The sequence below is a fragment of the Flavitalea plasmicola genome (assembly GCF_030546645.1).
In the GTDB taxonomy this organism is placed as follows: Bacteria; Bacteroidota; Bacteroidia; order Chitinophagales; family Chitinophagaceae; genus Puia.
The window spans coordinates 70,099-83,070 of sequence record NZ_JAUOTO010000002.1; the positions used below are offsets into that span (position 1 = coordinate 70,099).

The window sequence follows — 12,972 nt, forward strand, 5'->3', positions numbered from 1 at the left end:
GTCAATAGCACAAGACACAGTAATAGGAGATACTAAGGCAGAACGGTTAGTTTTTTCCCTTGCAAATGGAAATGGACGTCATTTTTTTCCAAAACGCTCAGTACTTGTGAGATCATGGTATTCATAGGTATTTCACCTTCAAAATGCTTGTTTAACGGAGCTCCCGGCTCGTAGATCACCTCCAGGTCGTACCAGCGGGACAACTGCCGCATGACTGTCGGAAGATCGGCATCGCTGAAGTAGAATTCGTCGTTCTTCCAGGCCATTACGAGATCCATGTCTGTATTGTCGGTGACCCTGAAGTGCTCATCCTTCCCCCATCGGGCTTGTTGTCCCGGGGACAGCAATTGCTCGCTGCTCCCCTTTTTCAACCTGACGGACCCAGACAGGAGCGTCGTCTTTAAGAAATCTTCGTCGCTGTACGCGTTGATATTGAAATTTGTACCAAGCACCTCGATCATCATGCCATTGGCATTCACGACGAACGGCTTATTGGCATTCGCCGCCACTTCGAAATAGGCCTCTCCGGTGATCGATACGACTCTCTGCGCACCCAGAAATGTAGCGGGGTAGCTAACGGAAGAAGCCGCATTCAGCCACACCCTCGTACCGTCCGAAAGCGTCAGCTGATACTTGCGTCCCACAGGAGTTGTCATTGTATTAAGGGATGCTGCGGTTGATCCGTCATCCTTATGATAAGTCAGCCTTCCGCTGTTCAGCTCTATTCTTGCCCCATTCTGTTTAGCAATGACCCCATCACCCGTGCTGTCCAAGATCACCTGCCTGCCATTGTCGAGGGTAAGGATGGCGCCGTTCTTCCCGGGCATAAGGTCATTGACGATCCCCGCCCGCGTCGTTGTCCCGTCCGTTTTCCGGCTAACCAGGAAGAACAGGCCCCCCGTGACGATGGCGGCCAGGACGCAGGCAGCAGCAGCGATCCGGATCCACCTTACTTTCCGCCTGCCGATCCTTTCATAATCTATCTCCAGGCTCCTTCCTTTACGCATCATTTCCCCGAACAGGCTGTCCCAGTCCACATTCTCCGATGAATAGCGGGAACGCTTCTTCACTTCCCACAATTGCTTGATCTCTTCGGTAACCACATCATTTTCAGACAGTTCTCCCATCAATTGCCAAAACTCCTTCAGCTCGTCCGGCGAACAGATATTGTTGATGTACCGGTCGAAAAGGTATTGTAGCCGTATGGGATTACTTGACATGTCAGAAGGCTTATACTATAAAGACGATCGTGGTATTGCGCAACAGCTATCCGGCGTAAAAAAAGATTATTTCTGCAGCGTATACAGCAGGAAAGCAGTGACAGGTACATTGTTCCTGCTTAGGAACCCCCGTATGGATCTCAGGGCTTCCTTGGTATGATTGCTTACGGTATGTATGGAGAGATTGAGCTCTCTTGCAATTTCGTCATGGGTCATCCCCTTTTCCCGGCTCATGGTGTAGACCAGGCGCCGCTGAGGGGATAGTTGGCGTACGGCCTCCTGTATGATATGCTGGTAATCCTTCTCCAGCAGCTGCATTTCCAGGGAGCGGTCCACCTCGCCAGCCATTTCCCTGGCGATTATATGCTGTAACTTTTGGTTCCTGGCGGCATAACGGAGGAAATCGATCGCTTTGTTATAGGCTACCTTTTTGATAAAGGGTTCAATATGCTCAATATCGGCAATCCACTCCCGCCCAAGCCATAGTTTCAGAAAGATGTCCATGACAAGCTCTTCTGCCACCTGCCTGGATTTGACAATACCAATAAGATAGTCGAAAAGATTATTTTTGTAGAGGTCAAATAAGCTACGAAAAGCATTTTCGTCTCCCGCTGTAATCTTACGCAGTAGTTCGGGCGTAATATGTTCTTTTGCAGTTGCCATTAATCAAATCCCTGTGATGAAGATATTATTTTTTTTAAAAAAGAAAAAAATATCATCCCAGGCCTGGAATCAGTTGATTGTAGCGTGACATCAAACAGGAATAAAAAACCGTAAATTATGACACCTGAAAACGCTCTTCATAACGACCTTAGAATTGTGAAAGAATTGGTTTACGACAAATGTGGTTTCCGCCTGACAAATCTACAACTGAATGCAGAAAGTGTAGCATACGGCGCCTGTTCGTTTAAACTTGATGGACAGACCATTGAACATAGAGTTTCTAAAATCACACCGGCAAAAACAGGACAATTTGTGACTATCTGGCGACGAAACATGGAGGGAATAACAGCACCTTTTGACATTTTTGACGACATTGATCTTGTAGTAATAACATCAAGAACTGGCGACAACATTGGGCAATTTGTTTTTCCAACATCAGTTTTGGCCGAGAAAGGAATTATCTCTCAAAACGGAAAAGATGGAAAAAGAGGAATTCGGGTTTATCCACCGTGGGACACTGTAACCAATAGACAAGCAGAAAAAACTAAAAGTTGGCAGGCTGAATACTTTTTGACCATTAAAAGCGACCACTCTACCGATCTTGACTTGACAAGAAAATTATTTACTAAAAGAAAGTAAATGACGAAAAAACAACGAAGCGGCAAAATCGGTAGGGCAATAATGGAATGACGTGCAAAAAAGCAACTTCGGGCTTCGGAAAAATAACTTCTAAAGTGACTCGGATCGGATTGTATTATACTGACTTTCAACTAGTTGCATAGTTTGTCGATCGTTCTGACCGCAAAGAACTAAGGATTTCTTACCTGTTTTTATTCGGATAAATTTGATCTTATAAAGTTACAGAATTCGGTGTCTCCAGGATACATGTCTTGCTTCCTAATTCCGGATTAAAAAATTAAATTTGTAAAAACATCCATCGTGGGAGCACAGTCGTTAGATAAAGATTTTTTGCAGTATTGGATGCGCTTGTCAGTCGTGAAAAAGGAATCTCTTTCTCCAGGTGGTTAAACACTATGTTGAGCAGAAAACGCTAGAGCACTAATACGCATTTCGAACTTTAAATATTTCTAGCAAAACTTAAATTAATGACAATTTATGTTCCTGGAGCCATGTTCGCAGCGGGCATTGCCATCTATCTTTTCAATGAGTACAATCGCGTCAAAGAGGAAAAACAGAGAGAAAGGCGGGAAAGTCTCGATGACGTGCGGCAGCAATACCTCCATCAACTCATCGCGGCGAAGAGAAAGGAACACGGAGCTGTAGAAGATATGCCAACTACCGAACCGCATGAAGATGCTTCTGGAAGCGATGATTCAAATAGCCTTTAGGTCTTTAGCTCGAAAAGAGCAATACTTTCCCAAATAATCAGCACGATGCCATCGAAAGCCTAATCTATAAGAAGTTTTGCGTGTAGAAGCCCTTCTCCGGCTAGCCTACTGTGAACTACCATTCTAATTTGGTAGTGTCGAAGAGAAATTTCCTTCCGGCCAACAGCTTTAAATGATCGATCGCCGGAGCTCCGCCTATCGGAAATCATGTAATGTCTATCAATCATATATATACGTTTATTTTTTCCATATAGTCATTGCTTTTGAAGTGCGCTATTTTAAAATACAATTACAACAATATAGCATAACCGAACTTCGTTAAATTGACTGGCAAATGACTATAACCCCCTAAAATCAGATTCATGAAAAAAACATTAAAAGTTATCCTATTTGTTTTTCTAGGTCTTGTTGCCCTTGGTGTAATCTCCAGGCTGACTGGCGCCAAGGCCGCAGGCAAAGAGGCCGTAGCCCAAACTTCAAACAATGATTCCGCCGAAGCGGAACTAAAGAAAACCTATACCTATTCGGCCGAACAACTGATGGCCGAATACATGGGCAATGAAATAAGGGCGGACGAAACTTTTAAAGGGAAAGAATTCTGGGTCACCGGAACCATCAAGGACATCGGTAAAGACATTTTGGACAAATCCTATATTACGCTTAATTCGGCCGACCCTATCCGCAGCGTTCAATGCTATGTAAACGACAAGCAGGCATTGTCAGCTCTGGAGAAGGGAGCGAAGGTGACGGTGAAGGGTACCTGCAAAGGTCTGATGGTAAACGTGCTGATGAAAGACTGCAAAATAGTGCCCAACTAAACCGGCACCGAAACTGCGGCTGTTCCAAAAATAGTACAAACGAGTTCAGCATGCCCTTCAAAACGGGGCATGCTTTTCTCATAAATACCATTTTGAAGGTATTTAAATTTAAGCAATTGAAAGGTTTAACATTTTTCAAGAATCCTCATTTGGATGGTCTGAAAACAAGTAGCTTCTAATCGACAGTGGATGCTTGAAACATAATATAGACCCGTTTGCCGGCTATAAGTGATCGACTCCGGGATAAGATCGGCGAAAAGTAGCTATTTCAAAGTTGCCTTCAAAATAATATCTGTTTTGTTTTCTTTATTGGAGATACCGTCCAATACGATGTCGCCCTCACTTTGTTTAAAGCCTACATTTACATTGGTGCCGAGATATTTTACAGAAGTGATTTTTTTTGATACAGAGGGCAGAATAATTCTCCCATTTGTGGGGACTCTTAGAACATGAACATAGATCTCATTATCGGTGAAAGTCGTTCCTCCCCAATTTGCATCCCAAACTCCTCCTCTTGTGTTATAAATACTTTCTCCATATTTGGAAAGAAAATCTCCCATCTCTTTCAATCGCTGCACTTGCGCAGGTTCAATTTCGCCATCGGCTTTCGGACCTACATTCAACAACAAATTTCCATCCTGGCATACGACAGCGACTAACAACCGGATGCAACTGTCCAACGTCATCATATTGTCTTTCGCGGAAGGAGTCCACCCCCAGGCGGCATTGCTTAGATTGGTGCATAATTCCCAGGGCCTGTTTTCCCTTCCCCTCAATCTTACCTCCTGTGTATTGAAATCACCCATCCAGCCGCTACGGGGATTGATCACGACCTTTGGTTGTAATTCTCTAACCATTGTATTAAGCTTAATAGGTTCCCAGCTGAACTTTCCCCTATAAGGCTTGTCCATACCACGTGTGTACCAACCTTTACCTCCATCCCACATCAAACCTGCAAAGCCCAGCCAGGAGTCTTCGCCTCCATCGTACCATAAAATATCGATCTTACCATAGTTGCTTAATAACTCACGAACCTGTGTGTAAGTTTGCTTTTTCATCTCGAGCGCATTGGAATAATACAGGTCGGGGAAAAAGAAACCAGGGTACCGCCAATCAAGTGGAGAATAATAAATGCCTACTTTCATCCCCGCATTATGCGCCGCATCAACATATTCTTTTATCAGATCTTTTTTTGCAGGCGTGTTCATTGAATTGTAGTTACCAAAGCTGGTGTTGAATAAACTAAAGCCATCATGATGCCTTGATGTGACTACCATATACTTGCAACCGGCCTGCTTTGCAACGTCTACCCAATTTTTTCCGGAGAACTTTGAAACAGTGAAGGAGTCTTTTAGTTTTCCATATTCAGATGTGTCCATTCGTCTCTCAAACATAGCCCATTCACCTTGTCCCAAAACGGAGTATAATCCAAAATGAATGAACAATCCGAATTTGGCTCCCTTCCACCATTGTATGTCTTTTTGTGAAAGCAACAGTGAGGAATCTACAACTACCTGCCCAAAAGAATTATGTGCGACGATAATAAGCGAAAGGATTAAAAAGTATTTTCTCATTGAATTTGTATTGGCATATAATAAATGACAAATATAATTTTTTTGAATTATAAAGTTATCAACATTAAATGTTTTAATACATCTGGTAAATCATTTTTGTAGTGTGTCAGTTTGAACTTTGATGCGCGAGCGAATAAGCACAAGGTTTTGTATTTTTGTATCATAGCAAAGAAAAGTGGAAGCTACAATATGAAAGGAACCGCTGAAGCTGTTATTTGTTATATAGCACCAAACATAGGTTCTAATTTTTCCAGCTTTAAATAAAACTTCAAATGAAATTTTCAGCCATCTTATGCCTTCTCATCATATTCGTGTGTGGATACGCTTGCAACAACGCGCAGACGAACCTTTTAAGTGAGCAAAAGTTACTTAAGGATAGCGCTAATAACATAAGGGAAAGGGTAGCTGGCTGTAATTACAAAGGCCTTTACGACAGCGCAGAGGCGCAACTTGGAGCCGTTCATGCTCGATTGATAGCTATCCAATCTTCAATTGACAGCCTCGCAAACGTGAAATAATAGTTGCAGAATATCATACTGAGACACGACCCCTCAGCTTTGCTGAGGGGTCGTTGTGAACCGGGCGGGATTAGCTCCGCCGATCCCGATAACCCTTCGAGGGCCTTACCCAAGGCCGACCATCCCGCCATCGCGGGATGCGGCTTTTCCGTTTTTCGCTTTAGCAAACAAGTTTGCCCCGCTCCCAAAACGAAAAAGGCCGGCCAGACTTCGTCTGGTCGGCCTTGTGACCCGGATTGGACGGATTTCAAACCGGGTTAAGGAAGATTTGGAGCTTTTATCGGCTTTTAGTTGGCTTTCATCATTTTGAAAGTCTTTTAATGGTGGGGCTGGTCAGGAGGGATTTCATTTGCTGAATTGCGGCTTGGTTAAGTTTTTGCAGCCTTTCAGTTTGTGTAAGCCCTTGATGCAGCAAAAGGGCATTGATACTTTCCATGTTAGACAATACGACCAATTGTTCCAGCGTGGCCTCGTCCCGGATATTACCTGGCTTACCCGGATTATGTTCCCTCCATTGTTTGGCTGTACTTCCAAACAATGCCACATTCAGCATGTCAGCTTCGGTGGCATATATCGTAGCAATTTGGTCTTTTGTAACAGCAGGGGGAATCAACGCTTCCTTAATAGCATCCGTGTGGATGCGATAATTAATCTTGGATAAGGTGCGCTGAAAATCCCACTCCAGTCTCTTACTGCTGCTTTCCTCGTCCTTCAGGCGTTGGAATTCTTTAATCATATACAGCTTGAACTCGGCGCTTAACCAGGATCCAAATTCAAAGGCGATATCTTTATGGGCGTACGTGCCACTATTAAAACGGCCGGCTCTGGCAATCAGCCCAATACCATTGGTCTTTTCCACCCATTTCTTGACAGACAGAGTAAACCTGTTGAGGCCTGCTTCGAGCATAATTCCCCCGAATTCGAGGGAATTAAAATTAGCGTTATTGATTTTCTTCCAAATCCCTAAAAATTCGACGGTATTTTTATTCCGAAGCCATCTCTCAATCAACGCCAATCCGTCTTCGAAATTCTTGACCATATCAGTCAATGAAATATAGTCTGCTTGATTGACGTGGATTATGGTAATGGTGGTACCTTTTACTTCAATTGTTTGCTTTTTATCAGGCATAGAATAATGTATTATTGGCATTGGCATGCATATCAGCAAATGCCGATTATTAACAATAAAAACCAGTAATGGAGAATGGGTGGAAACGCAGGAGTTGTGCAAATGTAGAAAAAATAGTACCTCAAATTTTAAAAAACGTTGCTGACGGCAGCAATCACCCCGTCAGGATTCAAACCTTAAAATTATTAATAATGAATTGCTTATATTAATCGGAAGTAAGGCGCTGACGAATTCAAACACAAAGAACCCGCTGCCAGAGCGGGTTCTAAAAATTGAATGTTGGTTAATGACCCGGAATGGATTGCCTCCGGCGATCCGTACTCCTGCGAGGGCCTTACCCGAAGCCTCCCGGTCCGCTATCGCGGCCCGCGGCTTTTTTGCTTGTCCGCGCCTGCGAGCGAGCTCGCGCGCTCCCAAACAAAAAAAGCCGGCCAGACTTCGTCTGGTCGGCCTTGTGACCCGGATTGGATTCAAACCAATGACCTGCTGCTTAGAAGGCAGCTGCTCTATTCAGCTGAGCTACCGGGTCGAAATTTCCGCCGTAAGGTTAATTGCCAACGGCCGAAACGGCTGCAAAGCTAAAAAAAAAGCCGCAAGCGGCCAAACTGTTTTACCAGTCCGGACGCGTACGGCTGACGCCACATTTCTCTGTACCCCTTTATTTATTTTTCGATTGATGGTTGTTGGAACAGGTGATATCGATCTGCAGCACCTCCCCTCCTCCGGGGCCTTTCCCAAAACCCCAATTGGAAACATATAATTTCTCGTCGGGCCCGAAGGTCATGGCAGTCGGCAAGTTCAATCCGGTGACGATGGCTTTTCTGCCTCCGCGGGGGTCAAGCCGGATGATATCGCCTGTGCCGGGCGTGGGGAAGGGATTGCCTGTCGTATTTTCCAACACGTACAGCGCGCCGGCCTTATCGATGGCGATACCCAGGATCGTGGAGAACCCGGTGTCCACGATATGAATGTCACCGGCCATGGAGATCTTGTAAATTTTGGACTTCCCTGTTATAGGGAATACGTCCAGGTTGCCGACATAAAAGAAGCCGTTGTGAAATACCATTGCCGTAGGAACGACGTGTCCCTGGCTGGCGGAGATGTCGACCACCCGGCGGACATCGCCTGATCTAGAGATCCTGTCCAGCTCTCCGTGGTTGGGTTCAATTGCAAAGAGATCCCCTCCTACTGTCACCATACTATACCAGGTGCCGTCCGGCTCGAAATCTTCCTCTTCGGGCGCTTTCACGGGATGGCTCATCTGGAAAGCGCTGAGATCGGCAAACGTCTTCCAGGACCGGTCGGGGTTGATCTTTATGACACCGTTGGGTATAGAGGGAACCCCGTGTGAACAACCGGCGCCTGCCAGCAGCGCATAAAGCGTGTTGTTGAAAAAAGACACATCCGCCACCCCTAAGATATCGCCTAACGCGTTTATGCTGGAAGGCAGGCTGTCCACATAAGTGGTACGGACTCCGTCCCAATTGACCCTGGATATGCGGGCTCCGGTGGGGCTGCCCCTATAAGGACCGACGGGGGGTATGACCTGCGCACAGCCCATGCTGCTGTCCATACCTCCAATGCCGGCCTCGGCGACATACAGATATCCGTCGGGACCGAACTTGAGGCCTCTTGGATTATTGAACCCGGTGGAGAATACCGAGGCTGTACCGACAACATCCTCCGGCTTACAATCGCAAAATGATGGTAAATTTTTTCTGCAGGAAGATAACATAAGTGTGAGGGCGAAGAAGATGCTCACTCTGGAGTATAACGATGTTTCCATAAACAATTTTTTAGTTTTGCTTAATGATAGGAGTTGATAACAAATTATACTTTGCAAAGATGGCGTGGGAGAGATAAGCCAATCATGATCGGGCGGCTAAGCTATCTAAAATAAAGAGGAACCTATTGTATAAATGCGCCATTTTTTATCCGGCATAGAGAAAATGATCAAAGACAGTGATGGACCGGAAATATTCCCCTGGCGTCTTTCCCGTAAATTTTTTGAATTCGTGGAAGAAATGAGCCTGATCGGCGTATTCCAGCTTTTGAGCAATATCTTTCCAGGCAGATATGGGCTGATGGATGATCAGCTCCAATACATTTTTGATGCGGGCAATGCATGAAAAGCTCTTGGGTGATAGTCCTACCTGACCGATGAAATGACGCTCCAGATTCCTTTTACTCATGTTCACCTCCCTGGCCAATTGATTCACCGTGAGATTTCCGCCCTGGCTGAGCATAAGCCGGCTTGCATATTCGATGCGGTCGGCATACTGCACCGGATGCTGTGGAAGTTTTTCCAGCAGCAAGGCTTCAATGGCTGCGATCCTTTTTTCCGTCGTATCGCTGCAGAAAACGTTGCGAACGGCCACTTCATCCTGCTGGCTGCAGAGCAGCTCGAAATCAATGCTCCTGTCGGCAAAGAGCTGCATAGGAATTCCAAAGAGCCGGTACATTCCCGTGGCCTTAAATAAGACGGTGATCAGATCGAGATCCTCTTTGAAATGGACGGCGACCGGCTTTTGCAGCTGCCCCAGCACAAAGCTCCTGATCGTCGAAGCATCGGGAACCAGGGAAGACTGTATGCTGCCACCAAAGATAAAACCAAGGCCCTGGATATTGCCAGGAACAAGCTGCTGCTGCCAGTGAGCGCACCGGCTGCCTTTCATATGTAAATAACAATTCACATAAGGCTCCAAGGCAATGCAAGGGGTATAAGCGCGAAATTCGTATCTCATTGCTACTCCATTTACCGTCTACCTTGTATACCAGCGAGGTTTATATACCTAAATTTAAATATATTTATTGATGCACCATTATTTATTCTGTTAGGCCGCCGTCCGATCAACGAATATTTTCCGTAACTTAATAGGAAATTCGCTTGCCATGACTAGCTTCGACACCTCTCACGTCAAGAACATAGTCCTGTTAGGCCATGCCGGCTCCGGCAAGTCTACCCTCGCCGAATGCATGCTCTTTGAAGCAGGACTTCTCACCCGCCGCGGCACCATCGAAGAAAAGAACACTGTCAGTGACTTTTACGAGCTGGAACAGCAACGCGGCAACTCCATTTTCTCCAAACTCCTCCATACCCAATGGCGGGGCTACAAGATCAACATCCTCGACACGCCCGGCTATGACGATTTCGTGGGGGAGGTGGTATCGGCCCTGCGTGTGGCGGACACCGGGGTCTTGTTGCTCAACGCCGTTTTCGGAGTGGAAGTAGGCGCCGACCTCATCTGGGAATATACGGAGCGGTTCAAAACCCCCATCCTGCTGGCTGTCAATAAGCTGGACCAGGACAAGGCGGATTTCGACGCCACGGTCAACCAGGCCCGGGACCATTTCGGTCCCAATGTCGTCGTCGTGCAATACCCTTTGAACCAGGGGCTGGGGTTCGACTCCATCATCGATGTCCTCCGGATGACCCAATACAAATTCCCCGGAGAGGGGGGCAAGCCGGAAAAGCTGCCGATACCCGATGAAGAGCGGGAAAAAGCAGACCGTCTTCACAAGGAATTGATCGAGGCCATCGCGGGCAACGACGAGACCCTCATGGAAAAATACTTCGACAAAGGAGAGCTGGATGAGGATGAAATGCGGGAAGGGCTGAAAAAAGCCATGATCAACCATGACCTGTTCCCTCTTTTCTGTCTCTCCGCCAAAAGGAATATGGGCAGCGGCCGTATCATGGGCTTTATCGACAATGTATGTCCCTGCCCTGCTGAAATGCCGCCACAGCAAACACTGGGCGGAGACCTCCTGCCCTGTGATCCCGAAGGACCTCCCTGCATCTTTATCTATAAGACCATGTCGGAAGCGCACATCGGGGATATGAGCTTTTTCAAGGTCTTTTCCGGCACGGTGAAATCCGGGATGGAGCTGGTGAACGAATCCAATGGCGTCACCGAAAAGCTCAACCAGCTCTTTGTCGTGGAAGGCAGCAAACGGACGGCCGTCAACCAGCTGACTGCCGGGGACATCGGCGCCACCATCAAGCTGAAACATACCCATGTCAATAATACTCTCCATGCCCGGGGGAAGAACTACGAGCTTGCCCCCATCGCTTTCCCTCCTCCCCTGTTGAGCATTGCCATCGAGCCGGCACAAAAAGGAGACGAAGAGAAGCTTTCCATGGCCCTTCACCAGGTGCGGGAAGAGGATCCCACGGTCATCGTGGAAGTCTCCCAGGAGCTCAGGCAGACCCTTTTGCATTGCCAGGGAGAGCTGCATCTTTCCGTCATCAAGTGGAAGCTGGAACATATCTCCAAAAACCTGCACGTAAATTTCGGCAAGCCCCGCATCCCTTACCGGGAGACCATCCGGAAGATGGTGCAGTCCAGCTATCGTCACAAGAAACAATCCGGCGGCGCGGGGCAGTTCGGGGAAGTATACATGCAGGTGGAGCCCTGGTATGAAGGCATGCCTGATCCCAAAGGGCTCTCCGTACGCGGGAGAGAGGAATATATCCTGGACTGGGGGGGCAAGCTGGTATTCCTCAACTGCATCGTGGGAGGAGCCATCGACACCAGATTCCTCCCCTCCATCCTGAAAGGCGTCATGGAAAAAATGCATGAAGGCCCCCTGACAGGATCCTATGTCCGGGATGTGCGGGTGATCGTCTACGATGGGAAGATGCATCCCGTGGACTCCAATGACATCTCCTTTAAAATTGCGGGGCTCATGGCCTTTAAGCAGGCATTCCAACAAGCCGACCCGCAGATCCTGGAGCCTATCTATACCGTGACGGTGCTGTGTCCCGATGACCAGACGGGAGGCATCATCAGCGACCTGCAGAGCCGCCGCGCCCTCATTGAAGGCATGGATGCCGAAGGGCATTTCACCAAGATCATCGGGCGGGTGCCCCTGGCAGAGATGCACGACTTCTCCTCTTCGCTCCGGAGCCTTACACAGGGCAGGGCCAGGTATAGAATGGAATTCCTGGAATACGCTGCCATGCCTCCCGACATGCAGCGGAGGCTGATCGACGAATACAGTAAGGTCACTGCGCATCACCATCAGGAAGCGTAGATGGGTCACCGGTCTGCCGCCAGGCCCCGGTGGGACTTTATTGGAAGCGATTGCGTAGATTTACGGTTAATATGAAAGTCCTGTTCTTTGCCTTGGTACTACTATCTGCCGTTTGTACGTATGGGCAGACCGGCTACCCTGTCCCTCCCAACAGCGATACCAGGTTGTTCTATATCCAGCACAGCGATAACTATAACACGTACGTGTATGACGCCAGAATGAAAGACACCACTATCCTGACGGATGACCCCCTGGATATTTACAGGATCGTCTATACGGAAGGCGGGAAAAAGAAACCTTTATCCGGCATCCAAAGAAAAATGGCCTATGGAATGGAGGTGAAATACCTGGCCCGGAATTCATATGAGATGAACCTGGCGGCTTCCAAAAGACTAAAATTCTATCTTATTCTGGATAGCCATGCCAGGCCTGTGGTTTACATCCAGGTAAATAACAGGAAAATGTATCTCGACAAAATGTTCATCAAAATTAAAGACGGGTCGTTGGGTTTAAGTGTAAAGGCTGAATATGTCCTGTTCACCGGCAAGGACTTTTCCACCGGGGAGCCCGTGACGGAGAAAGTCATTCCGAAAGGCTGATGACCAGGACATGCGCCATCAGGAGGACATGCGTGGTCGGGAGGACATGCGCCATCAGGAGGATT

At 47.2% G+C, this 12,972-nt stretch carries 11 protein-coding genes and 1 tRNA gene; 5 read left to right on the forward strand and 7 right to left on the reverse strand.

Annotated features, from left to right (window positions below; genetic code table 11):
- Positions 1-32: 32 nt before the first annotated feature.
- On the reverse strand, positions 33-1,220 hold the full coding sequence (locus tag Q4E93_RS05730; RefSeq protein WP_303583324.1) for a FecR family protein: 1,188 nt from the start codon (positions 1,218-1,220) through the stop codon (positions 33-35).
- Between the two features lie 66 nt (positions 1,221-1,286).
- Positions 1,287-1,883: an RNA polymerase sigma-70 factor gene (locus tag Q4E93_RS05735; RefSeq protein WP_303583326.1), complete on the reverse strand. Its 597-nt coding sequence runs from the start codon at positions 1,881-1,883 to the stop codon at positions 1,287-1,289.
- 117 nt (positions 1,884-2,000) lie between these two features.
- Between Q4E93_RS05735 and Q4E93_RS05740 the strand changes: the two genes are divergently transcribed.
- The 3 genes from Q4E93_RS05740 (at position 2,001) to Q4E93_RS05750 (ending at position 4,050) form a co-directional block, all read left to right on the forward strand.
- Complete coding sequence (locus Q4E93_RS05740) at positions 2,001-2,522, forward strand: MepB family protein (protein WP_303583328.1); 522 nt, start codon at positions 2,001-2,003, stop codon at positions 2,520-2,522.
- A gap of 467 nt (positions 2,523-2,989) precedes the next feature.
- On the forward strand, positions 2,990-3,232 hold the full coding sequence (locus Q4E93_RS05745; protein WP_303583330.1) for a hypothetical protein: 243 nt from the start codon (positions 2,990-2,992) through the stop codon (positions 3,230-3,232).
- A gap of 362 nt (positions 3,233-3,594) precedes the next feature.
- Positions 3,595-4,050, forward strand: a complete 456-nt coding sequence (locus tag Q4E93_RS05750) for an OB-fold protein (protein ID WP_303583332.1) — start codon at positions 3,595-3,597, stop codon at positions 4,048-4,050.
- Between the two features lie 263 nt (positions 4,051-4,313).
- Here Q4E93_RS05750 and Q4E93_RS05755 read toward each other — a convergent pair whose 3' ends face one another.
- The 5 genes from Q4E93_RS05755 to Q4E93_RS05775 all read right to left on the reverse strand — a co-directional run bounded on the left by Q4E93_RS05755 (position 4,314) and on the right by Q4E93_RS05775 (position 10,015).
- Positions 4,314-5,624, reverse strand: coding sequence for an alpha-L-fucosidase (locus Q4E93_RS05755; RefSeq protein ID WP_303583334.1), 1,311 nt, complete (start codon positions 5,622-5,624; stop codon positions 4,314-4,316).
- An 819-nt stretch (positions 5,625-6,443) separates the two neighbouring features.
- Positions 6,444-7,271, reverse strand: a complete 828-nt coding sequence (locus Q4E93_RS05760; RefSeq protein ID WP_303583336.1) for a KilA-N domain-containing protein — start codon at positions 7,269-7,271, stop codon at positions 6,444-6,446.
- A 455-nt stretch (positions 7,272-7,726) separates the two neighbouring features.
- A tRNA-Arg gene (locus Q4E93_RS05765) sits at positions 7,727-7,800 on the reverse strand.
- Positions 7,801-7,929: 129 nt separating this feature from the next.
- Positions 7,930-9,057: a ScyD/ScyE family protein gene (locus tag Q4E93_RS05770; RefSeq protein ID WP_303583338.1), complete on the reverse strand. Its 1,128-nt coding sequence runs from the start codon at positions 9,055-9,057 to the stop codon at positions 7,930-7,932.
- 145 nt (positions 9,058-9,202) lie between these two features.
- Complete coding sequence (locus Q4E93_RS05775; RefSeq protein ID WP_303583340.1) at positions 9,203-10,015, reverse strand: helix-turn-helix domain-containing protein; 813 nt, start codon at positions 10,013-10,015, stop codon at positions 9,203-9,205.
- Positions 10,016-10,163: 148 nt separating this feature from the next.
- Here Q4E93_RS05775 and Q4E93_RS05780 point away from each other — a divergent pair, with 148 nt between their 5' ends.
- The gene (locus tag Q4E93_RS05780) at positions 10,164-12,308 is read left to right on the forward strand and encodes an elongation factor G (protein ID WP_303583342.1); all 2,145 of its coding nucleotides are present in this window, start codon (positions 10,164-10,166) and stop codon (positions 12,306-12,308) included.
- 71 nt (positions 12,309-12,379) lie between these two features.
- Positions 12,380-12,907: a DUF4833 domain-containing protein gene (locus tag Q4E93_RS05785; protein WP_303583344.1), complete on the forward strand. Its 528-nt coding sequence runs from the start codon at positions 12,380-12,382 to the stop codon at positions 12,905-12,907.
- The last annotated feature ends 65 nt before the right edge of the window (positions 12,908-12,972 follow it).